Origin of the sequence: Paenibacillus sp. FSL H7-0716, assembly GCF_038002705.1 — a bacterium.
GTDB lineage: Bacteria > Bacillota > Bacilli > Paenibacillales > Paenibacillaceae > Paenibacillus_AQ > Paenibacillus_AQ odorifer.
Map to the genome: position 1 here is coordinate 272,751 of NZ_JBBODA010000005.1, position 20,382 is coordinate 293,132.

The following is a 20,382-nucleotide window of genomic DNA, read 5'->3' on the forward strand; positions in this document are numbered from 1 at the left end:
AGGGTCATTAACTGAGCTGTTTGATACTAGATCTTTCTAGGAAGACTTCTGGCGTGACCCATGTCAGTTGATTTAGAAACTCAACCTGAAAGCTTCCCGGCCCTTGACCAGTTGTTAGTTCAGCGGCGATTTCAGCTGCTACTCCATAGAAGGAGAGGGCTTCCACTGCGGCCTCCAACGAGGCACCTCCACTTACCGCGAGAAATGCACCCACAACAGCGCTGAGCAAGCAGCCAGTTCCTGTAACCTTCGTGAGAATAGGGTGACCGTTGCTGGCAATATAAGTGTTCTTTCCATTCGTGATCACATCGTCTTTTCCAGTTATGATGACCACACAGCTTAACTTCCTCGCAGCAGCTTCAGCCAAAAGAACTACATCGCCTTCACCTTCGCCAGCATCCACCCCTTTAATGGACCAGCTCTCCCCAATGACATTAGCGACTTCAGCCACATTCCCCCGCAGTGCGGTGATTTGCATCTCATTCACTAGCTTTTGAGTGACAGCGGTCCGATAAGAAGTTGCGCCTGCACCTACCGGGTCAAGCACTAGGGGAACCCCGTGTTTATTAGCGGATTTACCAGCGAGCAACATTGATTGAATGGCGTAGTCATTGAGAGTGCCGATATTTAGAACGACAGCAGACGACATAGCGGCGATGTCGATCACTTCTTCGTGGGCATCCGCCATAAAGGGAGAGGCACCCAGCGCCAACAGACCGTTGGCTGAGAAATTGGCTACTACAATATTAGTGATGTTGTGGATCAACGGGTTGGCTTCCCGTACTTTGGCTAAATAACTCATCATAATTCCTCCTCAAGATTGGATAAATAATTAACTAAATGCTACAGATTGATAAAAGCTTCCTGTGCTTTAATATCTTCTGGTAGAAGATCGTTGGTGGATAACCACACCTGAACCTTTTCCCAAGATGTCGGGTCTTGATAACCAAAAGATTGATCGCCAGCATTCATCAGCGGCAGTAGAATCTCAAGACTTTTTTTCTCAATCTCCTTGTCGAGCGGTGAAGTTGCATCTTCATGTGCAACCAGTAAATCCAGGGCTTGTTCAGGATTCTGCTCCACAAATTCCTGTCCTTTTGTTATGGCATTTAGAAATTTTTTAAAGTAAGCTTCAGAATTTTGCAATCCTTGTTCGCTGGCCACCAGCACAAGCTCATAATAGTCAGGTACTCCGTAATCCGTTGGATTAAGCGAGGTGACCGAATGTCCCTCTTTTTCAAGGATCAGTTGTTCATGGTTGATAAACCCGCCTATTATTGCGTCCACTTGTCCTGTAGAGATCGCAGGGATAAGGTCAAAACCTACGTCAATCAGCTTGGCGGATGAAGGATCGCCTCCATCACTCTGGATCATTGTCCGAATCATCGCTTCATAGAGCGGAATGGAGGAATAGCCGATTTTTTTTCCAGCGAGCTCTTTGGGACTATGAATACTGCCAGCCTGAGGAACCATCAGATGATTCAGTGGATGCCGCACGATTGCTGCAATCGAACGTACAGGGATTTTCTCGCCGCGTGCCATAAGCACCTGAGGCTGATAGCTGAGCGCTAGATCAATTTGATTTGCTGCTACAAGCTTTAGGGCATCATTGCTGTCCGCAGGCATTTTGATCTCGACATCCAAACCTTCCTCTTGGAAAAAACCTTGCTGTTGCGCAGCGTATAGAAAGGAATGAACGGCATTGGGATACCAATCAAGCATAATCGTCAGCTTGTGTGACTGCTTATTTTCGGTATTGGAGGAACCGGTTTGGGAGTTGTTATTTAGCTTGTCTGCCTTCCCGCAGCTGCTTAAGAGCAAAAGTGTGCATACTAGAAATACAGAAATAAGTCCTCGTTGTGGGGATTTTAATTGATTCATTGGTTAGATCCTCTTTTCTTTAAAAATAATTGTTCGAGTAAAGCTATCGCCAGAAAAAGCACAACACCAAGCGCGGACAACAGAAATACAGCCGCGAACATTTCATCGCTCTGCATATTTCCGGCCATTCTGCGGCTGAAGTAACCGAGTCCTTTACTGCCGCCGAGCCATTCCCCGATAGTAGCTCCGATGACGCAGTATACAATGGACAGCTTTAAGCCAGAGAAAAAGGCAGGCAACGCCAGTGGAATTTGGGTTTTGACAAGCAGCTGCCAGCGGTTTGCACCAAATGTTAATAATAAGTCCTTGTAGGTCTGGCCACTTGTACGAAGTCCATCATATGTACTCACTACGACTGGAAAAAAAGCCGTCAAAAACACCACAGCCACTTTGCTCCACAGCGAATATCCGAACCACATAATAAAAATGGGGGATAGCGCAATTAATGGGATCGTCTGGCTAATGATAAGGAAGGGATAGATGGTCTTTTCTATGGGGCGATACAGGAACATTCCAGTGCCCAGCAATACACCACAAACCACAGAAAGGACAAAACCCACCAGTATCTCCTGTAACGTTGCCAATAAATGCTGTCCGAATAATAATTGCCTGTGCTCGATCAATGCGAAGCCAATAGATGAAGGTGCAGGGAGAATAAAGGCTGGAATCATGTGAAGGCGAACAGCTGACTCCCAGATTACAAGAATGAGCAGTACCAGAAGAACGAAGGGACCATAATTGTCTAGATGTTTTTTAAAAGGTATACGTTGCATGCAATCTTCGCTCCAACTCTGCCCGTAGTGCTATAAACCGGGGTTCATAGTTCATCTTATAATGTCTTGGCTTTGGTAGATCGACAACGATCTCCTGTAATTCGCTGTGCGCACCGCCAGATAATAAATAAATCCGGTCACTGAGCAATAGTGCTTCTTCCAGATCATGAGTGATGAGCATAATCGTCTGATTCAGTTCACCCCATAACTCCAACAGCCAACGGTGTATCTCACGTTTGGTCATGGCATCGAGAGCACCAAAGGGCTCATCCAGCAGCATAAGACCACTTCCGCCTCCAGCCACTAAGGTGCGCAGAAATGCGACTCGCTGTTTCATTCCTCCCGAAAGTTCATGGGGATAAGCCTTCTCTACATCTGCTAAGCCGAAGCGGACCAACATTTCCCGAATCTGAGTGATCGTATCCTGTTTACTAAATCTGGGCTTGATCTCCCAGGGCAAAAGGCAGTTGTCGAGCACTGTTCTCCAAGGCAGCAATAAATCCTGCTGAGGCATATAAGCGATCTGGCCTAAACGACTAGCGGTTGAGGGGTGCGTAGAGAGTTTTATTTTTCCGTGAGTAGGTTCGAGTAAACCGGCAATCGTTTTGAAAAATGTACTTTTCCCGCATCCGCTAGCCCCTACTACGGAGACGAATTCCCCTTGCCTGATATCCATGGATAGATTTGCGAATACAGGGGGTTGTTCAGTTTCCGGAAAAGAGTAGGTTAGGCCTTGAATAGATAAAATGGTCGTGATGATCTAACCTCCTAATATTTTTGTGGAGCGCCTAAACAAATAAAGACCCATTCATTTCCAGAGGAAATGAATGGGTCAAAAAGTTCATTCTGCATAATAACACTAAACATGCTTGATGAAAATTCCGCTCCACTTCCCTCCGCTGGTATGATCCAGATCAGGTTCCAAGGGTCCGGAGCTTGAAGCTCCGTCTCAGTCGGCCGACTCCCCTAGTGAAATAACAGGTCCATATTAATTTGTTTATAAATATACCATATCTTTCTGAGAAGTAAAGAGAGAAAGAAGTGAAGGATTAATCCAAGATTGGGTAAGATATAAGTAGAAATCTAGTTAATATTACAATTCCGATGTATATAATCGGAAAAAAAGTATTGACGATCATGTGATGGCAGTGTACTATTCAATTTACCGGAAAAAAACCGGATAGAGAGAGGGGATTTAATAATGAAAAAATGGAGTTTAACTATTATATTGGCGTTAACCGTGGTCCTTGTAGCGGCTTGCGGCAATAATTCGAATACCAATACGGCTGCTGAACCAACAGCTGGAACGAATGGTGGAGCAGCATCTTCAGCGCAAAACAGTTTAGAGGCTGTGAAGGCCAGCGGCAAATTGCGGATAGGTACAGAAGGGACTTATGCACCTTTTACTTATCATGACACTGCGGGGAAATTGACTGGTTTTGACGTAGAAATTTCCGAAGAAGTAGCCAAACGTTTAGGTGTTGAAGCTGAATTTTTTGAAACTCAGTGGGATGGTATTTTTGCTGGGATGGATGCGAAACGGTTTGATGTCATTTTCAATGAAGTTTCCATTAACGAAGATCGCAAAGTGAAATATGATTTCTCTGAACCCTATATTGTATCCAAGGCAGTATTGATCGTGAGCGAAAACAATGAGGAGATTAAGAACTTTGCTGATCTAAAGGGTAAAAAAGCCGGACAATCCCTGACAAGTAACTTATCCGACATCGCTCGTGAGAACGGTGCTGAAATCGTAGCTACGGACGGTTTCAATCAAGCGATGGACCTGCTGACTTCGGGACGTATTGATGCAACTGTGAATGATGGCTTGTCTTATCTGGATCTGAAAAAACAAAAACCAGATGCAAAAATTAAAGTGGTTGACGAGATTCCTGAAGGATCACAAAGTGCCGCGGTATTCCTGAAAGGCAATGATGAGCTGGTGAAAGCGGTCAGTGATGCGATTAAAGAGATGAAAAGTGATGGAACGTACTTGAAAATTTCCGAGAAATACTTTGGAGCTGACGTTTCAAAATAATACAAGGCTAGCAAGGCTAATTAAGCCTAGAAGCTAAAAAGGATGTCTGAATAATGGATGACCGCAAAATACAAATTTTCTTAGATACACTGCTACCCCTGCTTAAAGCCGGGGTGGCTTTTACCATTCCGTTGGCGCTGCTTTCCTTTGTGCTTGGATTGATTTTGGCGATCCTAACCGCGTTGGCACGTCTTTCACCGTGGGTAATTCCGAAGCTAATCGCCCGTTTTTATGTATGGGTCATTCGGGGAACCCCGTTGTTAGTGCAGCTATTTATTATTTTTTATGGTTTGCCGGCTGTTGGTATTGTACTCGACCCTTTCATTGCCGCCACCATTGGATTTACCCTTAGCGTAGGGGCTTATTCATCGGAAATCGTACGCGCTGCTATCCTGTCGATACATAAAGGCCAGTGGGAAGCTGCCTTCTCAGTTGGTATGACTCGTGGGCAGGCTCTGCGCCGCGTAATTCTGCCACAAGCTGCACGCGTTTCTGTACCGCCGTTATCCAATTCTTTTATTAGCTTGGTCAAAGATACATCGCTTGCAGCGATCATCACCTATACGGAGATGTTTAGAACTGCTCAGCAGGTAGCTTCTACCACTTATGAGCCTTTGCTGGTATACTCCGAAGCAGGATTGTTTTATTTAGTGTTCTGTTCTGTGCTGTCGGCGCTGCAAAATTACTTGGAGAAACGACTCGATCGTTACTCTGCGACCTAAAGGAGAGATACTTGTGATTGAAATCATTAATTTGCATAAATCCTTCGGCGCACTCCAAGTGTTAAAGGGTATTGATCTGAAAATGGAGCATGGAAAGGTACTTGTCATTATTGGGCCATCCGGCTCGGGAAAGACTACACTGCTGCGCTGTTTTAATCTGTTGGAAATCCCGGATCAAGGCAGCCTGTCACTTGGGGATATCACCATTAATTTTACAGATCATAAGAAAATTCCTCAGAATTCCGTATTGGCCCTTCGGCAGAAAACAGGGATGGTCTTTCAATCGTATAATTTATTTCCGCATATGACTGCGCTTGGCAATGTGATGGAGGGACAGGTAACTGTCTTAAAACGATCCAAGGAAGAAGCGCGTAAGCGGGGGCTTCAGCTGCTGGCTAAGGTAGGTTTGGCAGATAAAGCTGATAACTTCCCCCATCAGCTGTCAGGAGGGCAGCAGCAGAGAGTGGCCATCGCCCGGGCTATGGCGGTAGATCCAGAAGTGCTGTTGTTTGATGAGCCCACTTCGGCGCTCGACCCTGAGCTGGTAGGGGAAGTGCTTAAGGTCATCAAACAATTAGCAGCAGAAGGTATGACTATGGTGATTGTGACCCACGAGATGAAATTTGCCGCCGATGTAGCGGACCGGATCATTTTGATGGATGGTGGTCATATTCTAGAGCAAGGGACTCCGCAAGAAGTGCTGGAGCACCCGAAGAATCTCCGGGCTCTGCAATTTCTGAATAGACTGAATGGTGAAGAAGAGTAGAAAGACAATATATATGAAAAAGCAGCTCAGGAATCATCCGGAGCTGCTTTTTCTTGTGTAGATTATTCAAATGAGAAGAGTTACTGAAATTTGGCTTATACTCCAGTTTTCAGGAACTCCAAAGCGTTGTAGAGCATAATCGCTGCTTCGGCACGGGTGAGTTCGCTTTTTGGATTAAACTTTCCGTTAGCGTCTAAAGTATTGATCTTGTATTTCAGGGAGCGCTGAATACTGCCTTGATACGCAGGGGTCAGAGAAGCTTCATCAGCGATATCTACTGGTACGATATTGATCATCGGCAGATTACCTACGCCTTCGATCGCTTGCACTAGATAGTTAGTGAATTGCTCTTTGGTCATAATTAGGCTAGGATCAATATCTTTTGGAAGCTTAACTTGATTGTAATAAGCATTGATGAAGGCTTCAGCGTACCAGGCTTTGTCTTTTACTTTTGTGAACAAGCCGCTGGCAACAGGAGCTTTGTTAAAGTCTATGGCTGCGAGGCTGAGCTGGAGACCGCCGGAGATAAACTGAATCCCTTGGGCTGTAGTGACCTTAGAGCCAGGGAGAAATTGAGATTCGCTGACCCCTTTAATTAACCCTTGATTTTTTAAAGAAATGATTTTTTCTTTGCCGTTTATGTTATCAATATCCTTAAAGGTGTTCCCAGCTGCAAACATCTGACCACCCAAAGAAAAGGAGAAAATGGCTACGGTTGTGATCGCTGCTAGCGTGCTTTTTTTCATGTTCATGTCTTTTCACCTCGTTGTATGGATAGGCTCCTTAGCCTTTGTCACTCCTTTAACGTTGTAAATTATGGAAAGGTTGCGGTCTAATCTGTATTATTTCACGAAAAAGTAGATTTTAATAGAAATATGGGCCAGATTGGGGTGTAGTACTTTGGATAAGTGGCATGAAATGATATAATGATGTCAGGCTCTTTTCATTCGTGGTTAATTTTGTTATGATTATATCGTAACGATTACTATTTATGGTTTGTCTTAACTGCATAAATAGGAGCGTCTCAGAGGGTACGGATGTTAAATCGTTCCGGGAAGGTAGGAGACCAAATGGATCAAATATCAAATATCAGTCAATTGTTTGCGGCGCAAAAATATAAATTAACGCCTCAGCGTGAAGCAATAGTGAACGTTCTGCTCGACAATGAGAAGGATCATTTAAGCGTAGAAGAAGTATATATGCTTGTTAAGAACAGCTATCCACATCTGGGCCTGGCAACGGTATACCGTACACTTGAGCTTTTATGTGAGCTTCATATTGTAGAGAAGATGAACTTCGGAGACGGAGTTGCCCGTTACGATTTGCGCGGGAACGATCATTCACATATGCATCATCATTTGATATGCAGCGTATGCGGAAGGTTGGAGGAAATTAAGGACGACTGGCTTGTGGAGCTGGAGAGAAGAGTGGAACGTGAATATGGCTTTAACGTCACGGATCACCGCCTTGATTTCAAGGGTACTTATGCAACATGTAAACGTACTGGCTGCAAAAAAGCAAAAGCAGAAGCAGATAAAGCAGTCTCGTAAGATCGCTTTCTAACCTAAAGACACAGGCTTTCTCCAAGCCTGTGTCTTTTTTGATTACTGCGTTTTAGGAAGTCTAGCTTCGAGTAGGTACAAAGGATTTGATCCACGTTCCGAAGCTGCCAGGGTTACGGCTCTGAACGAGAATTACACCTTCTCCACGGAAGCGGCAGACAAGTGCTTCACCACTGGTTATGCTGTTTAGCCAGCCAGAGGCTGCCTTTTCTACCTTATAGTCCATATAATCTGGCCATGCTACGAGGTGTCCGTTATCGATAATCATTTCTTCACCAGGTCCTAAATTAATCGCATGGATAGCACCGAAGGAAGACAGGAACACCGTTCCTCTGCCACTGATTTCTACAATGAAGAAGCCTTCACCGGAGAAGAGCCCTCTGGTTAAATTCTGCATTTTGGTATTTACTTGAATGCCTTCAGTTCCGGCGAGAAATCCGTCTTTTTGAACTAACAGCTTATACGATCCGTCTAATTCTATCGCCTGAATATCGCCGAGTGAGCCAGGGGACAGCAATACCTCACTTTGACCACGGGTCGCTCTAAGTTCTTGAAAGAAGAATTTCTCACCGCTCAGCATTCTCCCGAGACCGCGCATTAAACCACCATCCACGGTTCCTTTTAATTCTACGTTAGGTGACATCGCGACCATTGCGCCCATTTCAGCCTTTACGCTTTCACCGGGATTTAGTTGGACCTTTAACATAGCAAAAGCACCTTCATACAAAACCTGGTAATTCATCCTTTAAACCTCCGCATCTATTTAGATAAGATAGAATACTAGCTTTGCTCTAAGTGTAACGGAATTCTTGCTTCGCTCATAGTCTGGAATATGTTAAAATGAAGTTGTCTTATAGTTGTAAGATCAATAATCATTTACCTATGAATAGGAGAGTGGTGTCACATGGCACGAACCAAGACACAAAAAGCCTTGCGTAAGGCAGAGCGCTCCGGAGCCTGGTGCGCAGCACAAAGTCGTAGATCGAATAGTGATTATGGAGCCATTTCACAGCATGTACGGTTAACACCAAGCAAGCAGGAACAATTGAATAAGAATAGATATAAGGGGCAGATCTTCCAAGATGATGCTCCTTTTTTATTGGCTATTTGATAAGAGGACGTCGCTCAGCGTATAGTAATTGAAGAAATAATATATAGGAGATGTATCCCAGATGAAGCAAAATAAATATGACGATTCGAATTTCTTCTCAGCCTACCAGCAAATGCCTCGTTCTATTGGAGGGCTTGCAGCAGCAGGAGAATGGCATGTATTAAAGGCGCTTCTTCCAGACTTACATAATAAAAGTGTGCTTGATCTAGGCTGCGGCTTCGGCTGGCATTGCCTATATGCCCGTGAGCAGCAGGCGAGTTCAGTTATAGGTGTGGATATCTCGGGAAAAATGCTGCAACAGGCGCGTGAAAAAACGAACGATCCTGCTATAACTTATATCCAGCTGCCGATTGAGGACATTGATTTTGCGAGCGAGCAATTTGATGTGGTCCTCAGTTCATTGGCTTTCCACTATATTGAATCTTTTGCAGCCATCTGCCGCAAAGTCCATGTGTTTCTTAAGCCAGGCGGGAGTTTTATTTTTTCAGTGGAGCATCCAATCTTTACTTCACGGGAAGAGCAAGACTGGTATACCGATGAGCAAGGAAACCGTCTGCATTGGCCCGTAGATCATTATCAATCAGAAGGACTTCGTGAAACTAAATTCTTAACTGAAAATGTGATTAAATACCATCGCACGATTTTCACCTACTTCAATGACCTGATAGAAGCTGGCTTTACTATTAAAGCGGTTAAAGAACCAAAGCCTTCAGAAGAAATGAGTAATGATCCATGGATGAAGGATGAGGAGCGTAGACCGATGTTCCTGATCATTTCGGCTGTAAAAGAATAATCTCATGCTCACGAGTTATGTTCAAATATAGAGGCAGGGGTTGTCCTAAAAGTAGCCTTTTCTACTAAGGGACAACCTTTTTGCAATGAAACGGGTTTTCTTCATTTACACCTGTTCTCTGCTGTGCACACGATATTCTCTTGGTGACATACCGAAACGACTTCGGAAGACCCGGTGAAAATAGGTATAGTTCGCAAAACCACAAGTTTCTGCTACTTGCTCCAGCGGCATGGGACTGAAGGTTATCCGTTCTCTGGCCATTTCCAGTCGGACATCGTTTACATATTTAATAATACTGGTCCCAAAGGCTTCCTTAAATAAATGAACGGCCCGCGAGACGGATATACCCACAAAACCTGCTACATCCTCCAATAGAAAGGGAAGGGTTGCGTGCTCCTCAACATATTGCTTCATTCGGTATGCCAAATAACCTTTTGGAGTAATTGCTGGCTGGTCTGTAATTAGCCGGTCGATTTCCATACATAGAATTTGCAGATAGCAGGCAGATATTTCTGGAGAGAAGTCGGAAAGTCGACGGTGCTCCAGAATCAATTGGCGAAACAAGCCAAGAAAATTCTCACTAAGCGGCACACTTAGGCGAGTGGGTCTTTGTGAACGTTGCCACCATTCATCAATCCATGTTCCCCCGCAAAAGATATGATAATCTCCGCTTTCAATTCGTGGCTTGCCTACTGGGTACTCTTCTTTATCTATGATCAAATAGTAAGGATCATTTGGAGCGAATAACATAATATCCCCGCTTTCCACAGGTGACATCACACCATCGATCAATGCACGGCTTCTTCCTTCCGTTTGCAGACGTATAAGAAAGTTCTGGTTCCCTTGACTTTGAGACATATGAAAAGGCTTGCGATGAAAAGAAAATCCGGCTGATAATACGTGACAGGTAGCAGAGTGAGTCATAGGTCCTCCTGGTTTATAGAAATGATAAGCAGATTGTTCATGTTTTAATCATATTATTCATTTTAATATATACGCTTTCATATTACTATGTAGCTAAGCAATAAAGAAAGAAATCGACCATCAACGCTAGAAACAGTCGGTATTATCAGTGCTTGCAAGAATGACAGTTTAAGGAAACTGATGAGAATCAGATTAGTCAATTCTGTTACAGCATTATTGTTCAAGTGATTGACACTACAGAAAGCTAACTTTAAATCCAATTGGAGTGATTCGAAAATGCTGAAGATAGGCCTGCAATTGTATACGCTCAGAGAAGAACTGGAACAGGATTTTGAAGGGACACTGCGTAAAGTAGCAGCCCTTGGTTATAAAGGTGTAGAGTTTTTCCATTACTTCGGCCGTAGCGCAGCAGAAGTCAAAAAATTGCTTGATGAACTTGGATTAGTAGCGCTGGGCGCACACCGTCCCTATGACGCGTTGTTGAATGATACAGAGGCAGAGATCGCGTACAACCTGGAGATTGGAAATCATAATCTGATTGTGCCGTATCTGTCAGAAGAACAACGTAACTATGAAGAAGTTGCTGCGAATCTGAAGATTATTGGAGAAAAGTGCAAGGCGCGTGGAGCAGTTCTTTTGTACCATAATCATGACTTTGAGTTAACTGATCGATATGGTGACCGTACAGCGTTTGACGGTTTGTTTGAAGAGGTGCCAGCTGATTTACTGCAAGTTGAAATGGATACATGCTGGGTACATCACGCAGGTTATGATGCCGTAGAATATATCAACAAATACGCTGGCCGGTTGCCGATCATCCATCTGAAAGATTTGAAGAAACATGAGGATGGTTCACCAGAAACGGTTGTTCTAGGCGAAGGAGAAGTAAACCTTACAGCAATTCTTGATGCGGCTGTACAGGCAAAGGTAGAGTGGGCGGTAGTGGAGCAGGATTATTGCAGCCGTTCACCATTAGGAAGTGTAGAAGATAGTTTGAAATGGGTAAAAGCATACGCTAATCAAGGGGGAAATGTTCATGTCTAAAAAGTTGAGAATTGCTATTGTCGGTTGCGGTGGAATTGCTAACGGAAAACATATGCCAAGTTTGTCACGTCAAGCAGATGCTGAAATGGTAGCCTTCTGTGATATCGTCGAAGAACGTGCACAGGAAGCAGCAAAAACCTATGGTGCTGAAGGCGCGGCTGTATATACAGATTATCAAGAGCTTTTGAAAGCCGGAGGATTCGATATCGTGCATGTATGTACACCGAATGACAGTCACTCCGTGATCACAATCGCAGCATTGGAAGCTGGCAATCATGTAATGTGTGAGAAGCCAATGGCGAAGACTACAGCTCAAGCACAGGAAATGTTAGAGGCTGCCAAACGCACTGGTATGAAATTGTCTGTAGCTTATCAGAACCGTTATCGTGCGGATAGTGAATATCTTAAAGACGTTTGTGAAAACGGTGAGCTTGGTGAGATCTATTATGCAAAAGCGATTGCCGTTCGTCGTCGCGCGGTTCCTACATGGGGTGTATTCCTGGATGAAGAAAAGCAAGGCGGCGGTCCACTGATCGATATCGGTACGCATGCGCTTGATCTAACATTATGGATGATGGATAATTATAAACCGCGTAGTGTTATGGGCTCGACTTTCCATAAGCTAGGTAACCGTAAAAACGGCGGAAATGCTTTTGGTCCATGGGACCCTGAACAATTTAAAGTAGAAGATTCAGCATTTGGATTTATTACCATGGAAAATGGTGCTACAATTGTACTGGAATCAAGCTGGGCTCTTAATGTATCTGAATTTGGAGAAGCGAAGACGCTCCTAGCAGGTACAGAGGGTGGCGCAGATATGAAGGACGGGTTACGCTTAAATGGTGACCGTGGTGGCCGTCTATACGAGACTAAAATTGACTTGTCCGCAGGGGGAGTAGCTTTCTTTAACGGAGGACAAGAGAGTGAATCCGATCGTGAAGCTCGCTTGTGGCTTGAAGCAGTTCGGGAAGATAAAGAACCAGTAGTTAAACCTGAACAAGCCCTTGTCGTTACCCAAATTTTGGAGGCTATTTACGAATCTTCCCGTACAGGTCGTGCTGTGTATTTTGACGGGACATCAGATAACTAAACGAGAAGCAGGTGTGAAGTTCATGAGTTCAAACAGACATTCTGTAGTCATTGTTGGTTTTGGAGGAATGGGAAGTTATCACGCAGGGTTGATAAAAGAGACCTCTACCTTAATCGTAGTTGGAACGTACGACGTGCTTGAAGAACGTCGTGCCAATTCCAACGACGCTGGCTACAAGGCGTACCAAAGTTATGAAGAAGTATTGGCAGATTCTTCGGTCGAAATTATTCTAATTGCTACGCCAAACGATGTGCACAAAGAAATTGCGATACGTGCATTACAAGCTGGCAAACATGTCATTTGTGAGAAGCCAGTTACTCTATCCAAGGTTGAATTTCAAGAAATACTGGCGGCCGCTGATGAAGCTGGACGTGTGTTTATGGTGCATCAGAACAGACGTTGGGATGAAGATTTTTTAACCATCAAAAAAATGTACGATGAGGAGACGATTGGATCCCTATTCCAGATCGAATCCCGCGTGCACGGAGCGAACGGAATTCCTGGAGACTGGCGTCATGTTAAGGCACAAGGCGGAGGGATGCTGCTGGATTGGGGCGTTCACTTATTGGACCAGCTATTATTCATGATTGACAGCAAAATTACCAGTGTGAGCAGTAGTCTAAGCTTTATTTTAGGAAACGATGTCGATGACGGTTTTGAAGCTATTCTGCAATTTGAGAATGGAATTAAAGCGATTGTAGAGGTTGGGACGACTAACTTTATTACATTGCCAAGATGGTATGTGAAAGGTATCGAAGGCACTGGAATTATTGAAGACTGGTCTTTAACTGGAAGATTGGTGACAAGAAATAACGCAGGCGAAAAAATCGAACCGAAGCCGATTCGTGCAGGTGTAGGACTAACTAAAACTATGGCACCTCCATCGGAGGGGGCAACGATCACTGAGGAATTACCTCAGCCGTCGGAGTTAAGCTCTAGCTTTTATGATAATTTCGCTGCTGTCATTGAGGGAACAGCAGAACCTATCGTTAAGAACGCCGAAGTTATGCGGGTGCAGAATTTGATTGAAGTTATTTTTGAAGCTGCTGAGAGTAATCAAGTGGTGAAGAATTTTGATATCTACGATAAATAAAAAGTAAACTATTTCCAAGAGGAGGTGGCCTACAATGAAACTTGGAGTATTTATGGTCTTGTTTGGAGGTCGTAAGCTGGAGGATGCTCTTGATTATGTAGTATCCAAAGGGCTAAAGGCGGTAGAAATCGGTACGGGAGGCAATCCTGGCAATAGCCACTGCGACCCTAAAATGCTGCTGGAGAATGAAACAGCCTTACAAGAATTCAAACATGCTGTGGAATCTCGCGGACTTACAATCAGTGCTTTGAGCTGCCACGGTAACCCATTGCACCCGCAAAAAGAACTTGCTCAAAAGGATCATGAGGATTTCGTAAACTCGGTCAAATTGGCGCAGAAGCTAGGGGTTCCGGTTGTGAATACCTTCTCTGGATGTCCTGGAGATCATGAGGGTGCTAAATATCCGAACTGGCCTGTAGCTCCATGGCCCAATGATTATCAAGAAATTCTGGACTGGCAATGGGAGAACAAGGTTATTCCTTATTGGAAAGAATGGGGTGCCTTTGCCGCTCAGCATGATGTAAAGGTAGGTCTTGAGCTGCATGGCGGATTCTCTGTACACACACCAGGTACTCTGCTACGGCTGAGAGAAGCAGCAGGTGAAGTGATCGGTGCGAACCTTGATCCGAGTCACATGTGGTGGCAAGGAATTGATCCTGTGCAAGCGATTCATATTTTGGGACGCCAAGGTGCAATCCATCACTTCCATGCGAAGGATACCGTTATCGATCCTGTGAATGTCAATATGCACGGATTAACTGATATGCAGTCGTATACCAAGATGCTTGACCGTGCTTGGCAGTTCCGTTCTGTCGGCTTTGGACATGATCTTAAGACTTGGGCTGACATTATTAGTGCACTTCGTTTGGTTGGGTATGACTATGTGGTTAGTATCGAGCATGAAGACGGGCTGATGTCTGTTGAAGAGGGTTTCTCCAAAGCTGTAAGTAATCTTCAACAAGTATTGATTGAGGAGCCGCTGACAGAAATGTGGTGGGTTTAAACGAAATGGAGAGCTTCACGAAAGTTAAATTAAATGATGAACAGCTGGATGTTTTGGTGAAAGCGGTTTTCGGTTCAGAAACTGTGATTAACCTAAGTTCAGAGCTTACGGGAGGCTTTTTTAATACAGCCTATGATTTGGAACTCAGCACTGGGAAATCTGTCATTCTAAAGGTTGCCCCTGCTGTAGAGACAGATACGTTAAGTTACGAGAAGAACATTATGCGAACTGAAGTGGAAGCTCTCCGAATGGTTGCAGATAAGGGTGTCGTGCCCGTACCTGCCGTCTACCATTATGATGAAAGTCTGCTGCTCATTCCTATTCCGTATTTCTTTATGGAGAAGGTGGAGGGCCAGCCCTACAGTGACGTGAAGGAGAGTCTTTCACTTCCGGAGAGAGACGCTATCGAAACTGAGCTGGGGCGTTACAATCGCATAATCAATGAGCTACGCGGAGAACGTTTTGGCATTTTTGGAACGGATTCAGAGGAGCCAAGAGCCTCGTGGAGAGAGACCTTTTCATGCCTGATGGAAAGTGTACTTGCTGATGCCAAGAGGCTGAATGCACAGCTCCCTGCGTCCAGTGAAGAGATTATGCAGGAAGTTTTCAAGTATCTCCCTGCATTAGATGCTGTAACCGACCCACGACTGGTGCATTGGGATTTATGGAATGGGAATGTATTTGTGAAGGATGGAGTCATCGTATCGCTGATTGACTGGGAGAGAGCCCTATGGGGTGATGTGCTGATGGAGTATTATTTTAGGCATTTTGAGAATTCTTCCAGTTTCTATAAGGGGTACGGAACAACCTACGACAGTCCGAACGAGATTCAGCGGAAGAAGCTGTATGATCTTTATCTTGATCTTATTCTTGCTATCGAATGTTATTCACGCAAATATGCAGACGAAGGTTATGTCCGTTGGACGCATGATAACTTGACTGAGGGTTGGAACCGTTTTAAAAGCAGCAGTGAATGAAGGTTATAGGTGTGAAAAATGACGTGCGAAAGCACGTCATTTTCCTGTATCTAATTAGATTGGAGGATTACTATGCAGCCGTTAAAAATACCGAGAGAACATAAGCTTCAGATTACAGCTAGTATTCAAGAATATTTTGATACAGAGCTGTCCAGTGAAATTGGGCAATTAGCCAGCGAGAACCTTCTCGATTTTATGCTTAAAGAACTTTCACCTTATATTTACAATCAAGCGTTGGCAGATGCACGTAAAATGATTGAGCAAAAGATGATTTCTCTGGAAGAGGAAATGTATGCTCTCGAACAACCCTTATCCTCAGGTAGAAGATAATCTAAAAACACGATAATTTTTAGCGCAGATTTATAACAGTTACATCTGGATCAGTGTCAGCTTCGTAATCTACACCTTCTGTCTCGAATCCAAATAGCTGGAAGAATTCCTGTTTATAGCTATGCAGATCCGTTAGGTCGTAGATATTGTCTGAAGTGAGCTGGTTCCAGATTTCGATAACTTCTTGCTGGACTGCCGGAGACAATTCCCAATCATCTATACGGATACGGTCTTCTTCATCCACAGGAGTTCCTTTTGCTGCATAAAGATGTTCAGCAAACAACCGATAGGTTTGCTCAATACAACCTTCATGAAGACCGTGCTCTTTCATAACTTTGTAAAGGGCGGAAATATAGAGGGGTACGACAGGGATCGCCGAGCTGGATTGTGTGACAAGACCTTTTGTGACCGCTACATAAGCTCTACCGTGAGTAACAGATAACGCTTCGTTAAGTGTTCTCGCCGTAGCTTCGAGATGGTCTTTAGCAAGTCCAATCGTTCCCTGGCGATATACGGCTTGAGTAAGCTCTGATCCGATATATGAATAGGCAATAGTGGTTGCGTGATCAGCTAATACTCCGGCTTGCTGGAGTGCTTCTATCCATAGCTGCCAATCATCACCGCCCATCACTCGTATGGTATCATGAACTTCCTTTTCGGTCGCGGGTTCGATGGAGATTTGAGTGACTTCACCCGTATGAAAGTTCACAGTTTTGTTGGTAAAGGTGTCGCCAATAGGTTTGAGAACAGAGTGATATACTTCACCTGTCTCCGGATCTGTACGGCGACCAGAAGCAACACTGTAGATGACCAAATCGACTTGTCCTAATTCGCTGCGGATCAGCTGAATCGTTCTGTCTTTGGTCTCTTTGGAGTACGCATCTCCCGTAACGCTGTAGGATTGCAGACCTGCAGACTTCGCAAGTTGTTCGAAGGCGGCGGAATTGTACCACCCAGCAGAGGCTGTACGGGCTCCATTGCTGCTGCTCGGCCGATATACGCCTACTGTGCTGGCTCCAGCCCCAAAGGCGGCTGTAACCCGTGAGGCGAGGCCGTAGCCTGTGGATGCGCCAATGACAAGCACCTTCCGGGGTCCTTTGATCTCGGGTTGTGCCTTAATATACTCAATTTGCCGCTCGACTTGACGAGCGCAGCCTTGCGGATGTGCGGTTGTACATATAAAGCCACGTGTTCTAGGTTTTATGATCATAATAATAGTTTCCTCTCTTTCATGAATAGCAGCTAATGATACGTGTTATTTCTAATTTTAACAATTTTCATTCCAATGGAGAAGGATTGTTTATCTTTCTTGTATCCAATACAATGAATCCTGGGCTTTTATGAGGTTGGTTTTTGCATTTTTACTTAACTCTGTATGGTGGTGAAGTCTTGGAAAGTCAGACTAAAACAAAATTGACGGTTGAGCAGCAGGACATTCTGGTGGGTGCTGCCTTTGGAAGCCATGTGAAAATCATTCAAAGTACGGAATTGACGGGAGGTTATTTCAACGCAGCTTATGACCTCCTTTTGTCAGATGGCAGAGCTACGATCCTTAAAATATCGCCATCCGATGAGACAGACACGCTAAGTTACGAGCACGATATCATGGCTACAGAGGTTGCGGCAATGCAGCTAATGAAGTCTAAAGGCACGGTACCTGTGCCTGAGGTATACGCTTATGACAACAGCAGAAATTTAATATCGAGTGACTTTTTTTTCATGGAGAAAATAATCGGCCAGCCCTATAATGAAATTAAGGAAGAGCTTAGTCCGCAGCAAAGAAGTTGTATTGAGGAAGAATTAGGTCGTTATAGCCGGATTATTAATGAGATTCAAGGGGATCATTTCGGATTATTTAATGTATCCTCGAAGATAAAGGGGACTTCTTGGCGGGAAACCTTTCAAAATTTGATTGGCAACCTCCTTGATGATGCTCGACGCTTAAAGGCAAAGATGCCCATTCCTTTAGAAACGATTGAGGCGGAGATCAACAGCCGTATACATGTGATGGATGTGGTCACTGAGCCACGTTTAGTTCACTGGGATCTGTGGGATGGGAATGTATTTGTGCGAGAGGGAAGCATTGTTGCCTTAATCGATTGGGAACGGGCGTTATGGGGCGATCACCTTATGGAATATTATTTTCGCTATATTGAGGATTCTGAGCATTTCTGCAGAGGTTATGGGGACAGCTTTGATAGCCCTAATGAATGTGCACGCAAAAAGCTCTACGACTTATATATCGATTTAATTTATTTCATTGAGTGTTATTCGCGTAAATACGATAGCCAAGGCCATTTCCAGTGGGCACAGGATAATCTGCTGGAAGGTTGGGACCGTTTCATGGGTTAGAACATTTTCAGCTAGATCACAACATAAGAAGGTAAGGAGGTTGAGCAGGAGAAGGGGGAGGATTCACATGTTTGAGTGGCTAAGTGTACATATAGATATCGTAAGTTTGCTGTGGCTGTTGCCGATCCTATTTATGTTCCATGATTTTGAAGAAATATTAACGATTGAAGCATGGGGTGCAAAGTATAGAACCAGGTTAGAGGACGCAATTCCTTTGTTTATGCGCAAGACGTATCATTCGATGTTACAAATGACTACACGTAATTTTGCAATGGACGTATTATTCGTGTATATTTTGATAGTGACGGTAACTTGTATTGCAGTATTCTTTTCCAATTATTTATTGTACTTGGCAGTGCTAGCGGTATTTTTCTTACATGTATTTACTCATCTAGGACAGACGATATATTTAAAGGTATATACACCAGGGGTAGTTACAGCAGTACTAGTAGTTCTTCCCTATTCTCTTTATGCGTATTATCGACTATTGAATGACAACTTGGTATCCCTTGGAGATATTGGATGGTCTCTGCTGTTAGTTCTTTTGCTGCTTCCGCCAATATTGTGGATGTTCGTGAAGAATAGGGCTCGCATTAAACAGATCTAGTACATAAGGCTGCTGCTGGCCATATCTTTTTCAGAAAAATCTTGACTAGAACCCTTAGAACTAGATAAAATAATACTTATTGCTTACAACTTGGTGAGAATCATTATCATAATTGACGAGGAAATGAGAGGGTGACAAGATGGAGCGCCTTTTAGAGGTAAAAGATCTAGCGATATCATTCAAAACACACGGTGGAGAAGTACAAGCGATCCGTGGTGTTAGCTTCCATGTAGATAAAGGTGAAACTCTAGCGATAGTTGGGGAATCCGGTTCCGGTAAAAGTGTAACTTCACAAGCGGTAATGAAGCTAGTTCCAACGCCGCCAGGAGAATATAAACGTGGACAAATTTTATTTGATGGACAAGATTTGATCGGTAAAACTGAGAAGCAAATGCAGAAGATTCGTGGTAAAGAGATCGGTATGATTTTTCAGGATCCGATGACTTCCTTGAACCCGATGATGAAGGTCGGCAGACAAATTACTGAAGTACTGCACAAACATGAGAAAATCTCCAAAGAAGCTGCCAATAAACGTGGGGTTGAACTTCTTACGCTAGTAGGTATTCCTTCACCGGAGCGCCGCTTCAATCAATATCCGCATGAGTTCAGTGGCGGTATGCGTCAACGTGTCGTTATCGCAATGGCACTTGCAGCAAACCCTAAGCTTCTGATTGCGGATGAGCCAACTACAGCGCTCGACGTTACCATTCAGGCACAGATTCTTGACCTGATGAAGGAATTGCAGAAGAAGATTGATACGGCGATTATTTTTATCACCCATGATCTTGGTGTTGTAGCAAGAATGGCGGATCGTGTAGCAGTAATGTATGCCGGACAAATTGTTGAAATGGGTACTGCAGAAGAGATCTTCTACGATCCAAGACATCCTTACACTTGGGGATTGCTTGCATCCATGCCAAGTCTAGAGAGCAAAGGTTCTTTGCTTACCGCGATTCCTGGTACCCCTCCAGATTTGATCAAGCCGCCTAAGGGTGATGCCTTCGCACTTCGCAGCACTTATGCGATGCAAATCGATATGGAGAAAGAGCCTCCAATGTATAAGGTTTCGGATACCCATATGGTGAAGTCTTGGTTAATGCATCCGATGGCTCCTAAGGTGGAACCGCCGACAGTCGTTAAGAATAGACAACGTATACTTAAGAACGCTTATCCAGAGCCAGTTTTAGTGCAAGAAGGCGCTAAGTAAGCAACTTGTTTTAACTAAATAATAAGAGGAAACGCTAGGCCATTTAGTTGGCTTGGCGTTTTTTTATTTTCTACAATGTTCACTATTATTTAAATAAATATGAATTAAT

At 44.1% G+C, this 20,382-nt stretch carries 23 protein-coding genes and 1 riboswitch; of the genes, 15 read left to right on the top strand and 8 right to left on the bottom strand.

Going from position 1 to position 20,382, the window contains the following annotated elements; translation table 11 throughout:
- Positions 1-7 precede the first annotated feature (7 nt).
- The 4 genes from thiM to MHH60_RS09525 are packed head-to-tail and all read right to left on the bottom strand — an operon-like array spanning position 8 to position 3,330.
- Entirely contained in the window at positions 8-802 is a 795-nt protein-coding gene (gene thiM, locus MHH60_RS09510) for a hydroxyethylthiazole kinase (RefSeq protein ID WP_111503702.1), read from the bottom strand.
- Positions 803-843: 41 nt separating this feature from the next.
- On the bottom strand, positions 844-1,881 hold the full coding sequence (locus MHH60_RS09515; RefSeq protein WP_076135533.1) for an ABC transporter substrate-binding protein: 1,038 nt from the start codon (positions 1,879-1,881) through the stop codon (positions 844-846).
- A complete protein-coding gene (locus MHH60_RS09520; RefSeq protein ID WP_081389003.1) occupies positions 1,878-2,654 on the bottom strand; it encodes an ABC transporter permease in 777 nt (258 codons plus the stop codon). The genes MHH60_RS09515 and MHH60_RS09520 overlap by 4 nt, the downstream gene beginning before the upstream one ends.
- A complete protein-coding gene (locus MHH60_RS09525; protein ID WP_172628811.1) occupies positions 2,635-3,330 on the bottom strand; it encodes an ABC transporter ATP-binding protein in 696 nt (231 codons plus the stop codon). Before MHH60_RS09525 ends, MHH60_RS09520 begins: the two co-directional genes overlap by 20 nt.
- Before the next feature lie 198 nt (positions 3,331-3,528).
- Positions 3,529-3,632, bottom strand: a riboswitch (TPP riboswitch).
- 223 nt (positions 3,633-3,855) lie between these two features.
- Here MHH60_RS09525 and MHH60_RS09530 point away from each other — a divergent pair.
- From MHH60_RS09530 to MHH60_RS09540, 3 genes are read left to right on the top strand one after another with little or no spacing between them, the layout of a single operon-like run.
- The gene (locus MHH60_RS09530; RefSeq protein ID WP_076135536.1) at positions 3,856-4,692 is read left to right on the top strand and encodes an amino acid ABC transporter substrate-binding protein; all 837 of its coding nucleotides are present in this window, start codon (positions 3,856-3,858) and stop codon (positions 4,690-4,692) included.
- A gap of 53 nt (positions 4,693-4,745) precedes the next feature.
- The gene (locus tag MHH60_RS09535; RefSeq protein WP_036686309.1) at positions 4,746-5,414 is read left to right on the top strand and encodes an amino acid ABC transporter permease; all 669 of its coding nucleotides are present in this window, start codon (positions 4,746-4,748) and stop codon (positions 5,412-5,414) included.
- A gap of 13 nt (positions 5,415-5,427) precedes the next feature.
- Positions 5,428-6,180, top strand: coding sequence for an amino acid ABC transporter ATP-binding protein (locus MHH60_RS09540; protein WP_076135538.1), 753 nt, complete (start codon positions 5,428-5,430; stop codon positions 6,178-6,180).
- Positions 6,181-6,275: 95 nt separating this feature from the next.
- Here MHH60_RS09540 and MHH60_RS09545 read toward each other — a convergent pair whose 3' ends face one another.
- Positions 6,276-6,932 (bottom strand): S-layer homology domain-containing protein, encoded by a 657-nt coding sequence (locus MHH60_RS09545; protein WP_076135539.1) that lies wholly within the window; start codon positions 6,930-6,932, stop codon positions 6,276-6,278.
- A 318-nt stretch (positions 6,933-7,250) separates the two neighbouring features.
- Here MHH60_RS09545 and MHH60_RS09550 point away from each other — a divergent pair, with 318 nt between their 5' ends.
- Positions 7,251-7,730: a Fur family transcriptional regulator gene (locus MHH60_RS09550; protein ID WP_076135760.1), complete on the top strand. Its 480-nt coding sequence runs from the start codon at positions 7,251-7,253 to the stop codon at positions 7,728-7,730.
- A gap of 73 nt (positions 7,731-7,803) precedes the next feature.
- Here the strand turns inward: MHH60_RS09550 and MHH60_RS09555 are convergent, their stop codons facing one another.
- Positions 7,804-8,484: a TIGR00266 family protein gene (locus MHH60_RS09555; protein WP_036686316.1), complete on the bottom strand. Its 681-nt coding sequence runs from the start codon at positions 8,482-8,484 to the stop codon at positions 7,804-7,806.
- A gap of 162 nt (positions 8,485-8,646) precedes the next feature.
- On the opposite strand from MHH60_RS09555, the gene MHH60_RS09560 reads away from it, so the two are divergent.
- Positions 8,647-8,853, top strand: a complete 207-nt coding sequence (locus MHH60_RS09560) for a hypothetical protein (protein ID WP_036686317.1) — start codon at positions 8,647-8,649, stop codon at positions 8,851-8,853.
- Positions 8,854-8,914: 61 nt separating this feature from the next.
- A complete protein-coding gene (locus MHH60_RS09565) occupies positions 8,915-9,646 on the top strand; it encodes a class I SAM-dependent methyltransferase (RefSeq protein ID WP_076135541.1) in 732 nt (243 codons plus the stop codon).
- A gap of 105 nt (positions 9,647-9,751) precedes the next feature.
- Here the strand turns inward: MHH60_RS09565 and MHH60_RS09570 are convergent, their stop codons facing one another.
- On the bottom strand, positions 9,752-10,570 hold the full coding sequence (locus MHH60_RS09570) for an AraC family transcriptional regulator (RefSeq protein WP_076135544.1): 819 nt from the start codon (positions 10,568-10,570) through the stop codon (positions 9,752-9,754).
- 276 nt (positions 10,571-10,846) lie between these two features.
- Here MHH60_RS09570 and MHH60_RS09575 point away from each other — a divergent pair, with 276 nt between their 5' ends.
- The 6 genes from MHH60_RS09575 to MHH60_RS09600 all read left to right on the top strand — a co-directional run bounded on the left by MHH60_RS09575 (position 10,847) and on the right by MHH60_RS09600 (position 16,107).
- Entirely contained in the window at positions 10,847-11,614 is a 768-nt protein-coding gene (locus MHH60_RS09575) for a sugar phosphate isomerase/epimerase family protein (protein ID WP_076135546.1), read from the top strand.
- Positions 11,607-12,704 carry a Gfo/Idh/MocA family protein gene (locus MHH60_RS09580; RefSeq protein WP_036686323.1) on the top strand — a complete coding sequence of 366 codons (1,098 nt, stop codon included), beginning with the start codon at positions 11,607-11,609 and terminating at the stop codon, positions 12,702-12,704. Before MHH60_RS09575 ends, MHH60_RS09580 begins: the two co-directional genes overlap by 8 nt.
- A gap of 22 nt (positions 12,705-12,726) precedes the next feature.
- Entirely contained in the window at positions 12,727-13,797 is a 1,071-nt protein-coding gene (locus tag MHH60_RS09585; RefSeq protein ID WP_076135548.1) for a Gfo/Idh/MocA family protein, read from the top strand.
- A 34-nt stretch (positions 13,798-13,831) separates the two neighbouring features.
- On the top strand, positions 13,832-14,800 hold the full coding sequence (locus MHH60_RS09590) for a sugar phosphate isomerase/epimerase family protein (protein ID WP_038570445.1): 969 nt from the start codon (positions 13,832-13,834) through the stop codon (positions 14,798-14,800).
- Complete coding sequence (locus MHH60_RS09595; protein WP_341161129.1) at positions 14,788-15,777, top strand: phosphotransferase family protein; 990 nt, start codon at positions 14,788-14,790, stop codon at positions 15,775-15,777. The genes MHH60_RS09590 and MHH60_RS09595 overlap by 13 nt, the downstream gene beginning before the upstream one ends.
- A gap of 72 nt (positions 15,778-15,849) precedes the next feature.
- Positions 15,850-16,107, top strand: coding sequence for a DUF2164 domain-containing protein (locus MHH60_RS09600; protein ID WP_036686326.1), 258 nt, complete (start codon positions 15,850-15,852; stop codon positions 16,105-16,107).
- Between the two features lie 19 nt (positions 16,108-16,126).
- Here the strand turns inward: MHH60_RS09600 and fabV are convergent, their stop codons facing one another.
- Complete coding sequence (fabV, locus tag MHH60_RS09605; RefSeq protein ID WP_076135550.1) at positions 16,127-17,317, bottom strand: enoyl-ACP reductase FabV; 1,191 nt, start codon at positions 17,315-17,317, stop codon at positions 16,127-16,129.
- A 179-nt stretch (positions 17,318-17,496) separates the two neighbouring features.
- Between fabV and MHH60_RS09610 the strand changes: the two genes are divergently transcribed.
- From MHH60_RS09610 to MHH60_RS09620, 3 genes are all read left to right on the top strand, one after another.
- A complete protein-coding gene (locus MHH60_RS09610; RefSeq protein WP_076135764.1) occupies positions 17,497-18,459 on the top strand; it encodes a phosphotransferase family protein in 963 nt (320 codons plus the stop codon).
- A 67-nt stretch (positions 18,460-18,526) separates the two neighbouring features.
- A complete protein-coding gene (locus MHH60_RS09615; RefSeq protein WP_076135551.1) occupies positions 18,527-19,066 on the top strand; it encodes an HXXEE domain-containing protein in 540 nt (179 codons plus the stop codon).
- A gap of 139 nt (positions 19,067-19,205) precedes the next feature.
- Positions 19,206-20,273: an ABC transporter ATP-binding protein gene (locus tag MHH60_RS09620; protein WP_076135552.1), complete on the top strand. Its 1,068-nt coding sequence runs from the start codon at positions 19,206-19,208 to the stop codon at positions 20,271-20,273.
- Positions 20,274-20,382: the final 109 nt, after the last annotated feature.

Bases quoted from the DNA above. Each gene is read 5' to 3' on its own strand.
- MHH60_RS09545 (WP_076135539.1), bottom strand. From the start codon at position 6,932: ATGAACATGAAAAAAAGCACGCTAGCAGCGATCACAACCGTAGCCATT.
- MHH60_RS09565 (WP_076135541.1), top strand. From the start codon at position 8,915: ATGAAGCAAAATAAATATGACGATTCGAATTTCTTCTCAGCCTACCAG.
- MHH60_RS09550 (WP_076135760.1), top strand. From the start codon at position 7,251: ATGGATCAAATATCAAATATCAGTCAATTGTTTGCGGCGCAAAAATAT.
- MHH60_RS09600 (WP_036686326.1), top strand. From the start codon at position 15,850: ATGCAGCCGTTAAAAATACCGAGAGAACATAAGCTTCAGATTACAGCT.
- thiM (WP_111503702.1), bottom strand. From the start codon at position 802: ATGAGTTATTTAGCCAAAGTACGGGAAGCCAACCCGTTGATCCACAAC.
- MHH60_RS09535 (WP_036686309.1), top strand. From the start codon at position 4,746: ATGGATGACCGCAAAATACAAATTTTCTTAGATACACTGCTACCCCTG.
- MHH60_RS09555 (WP_036686316.1), bottom strand. From the start codon at position 8,484: ATGAATTACCAGGTTTTGTATGAAGGTGCTTTTGCTATGTTAAAGGTC.
- MHH60_RS09525 (WP_172628811.1), bottom strand. From the start codon at position 3,330: ATGGATATCAGGCAAGGGGAATTCGTCTCCGTAGTAGGGGCTAGCGGA.
- MHH60_RS09590 (WP_038570445.1), top strand. From the start codon at position 13,832: ATGAAACTTGGAGTATTTATGGTCTTGTTTGGAGGTCGTAAGCTGGAG.
- MHH60_RS09530 (WP_076135536.1), top strand. From the start codon at position 3,856: ATGAAAAAATGGAGTTTAACTATTATATTGGCGTTAACCGTGGTCCTT.
- MHH60_RS09620 (WP_076135552.1), top strand. From the start codon at position 19,206: ATGGAGCGCCTTTTAGAGGTAAAAGATCTAGCGATATCATTCAAAACA.
- MHH60_RS09615 (WP_076135551.1), top strand. From the start codon at position 18,527: ATGTTTGAGTGGCTAAGTGTACATATAGATATCGTAAGTTTGCTGTGG.
- MHH60_RS09570 (WP_076135544.1), bottom strand. From the start codon at position 10,570: ATGACTCACTCTGCTACCTGTCACGTATTATCAGCCGGATTTTCTTTT.
- fabV (WP_076135550.1), bottom strand. From the start codon at position 17,317: ATGATCATAAAACCTAGAACACGTGGCTTTATATGTACAACCGCACAT.
- MHH60_RS09575 (WP_076135546.1), top strand. From the start codon at position 10,847: ATGCTGAAGATAGGCCTGCAATTGTATACGCTCAGAGAAGAACTGGAA.
- MHH60_RS09520 (WP_081389003.1), bottom strand. From the start codon at position 2,654: ATGCAACGTATACCTTTTAAAAAACATCTAGACAATTATGGTCCCTTC.
- MHH60_RS09580 (WP_036686323.1), top strand. From the start codon at position 11,607: ATGTCTAAAAAGTTGAGAATTGCTATTGTCGGTTGCGGTGGAATTGCT.
- MHH60_RS09515 (WP_076135533.1), bottom strand. From the start codon at position 1,881: ATGAATCAATTAAAATCCCCACAACGAGGACTTATTTCTGTATTTCTA.
- MHH60_RS09560 (WP_036686317.1), top strand. From the start codon at position 8,647: ATGGCACGAACCAAGACACAAAAAGCCTTGCGTAAGGCAGAGCGCTCC.
- MHH60_RS09585 (WP_076135548.1), top strand. From the start codon at position 12,727: ATGAGTTCAAACAGACATTCTGTAGTCATTGTTGGTTTTGGAGGAATG.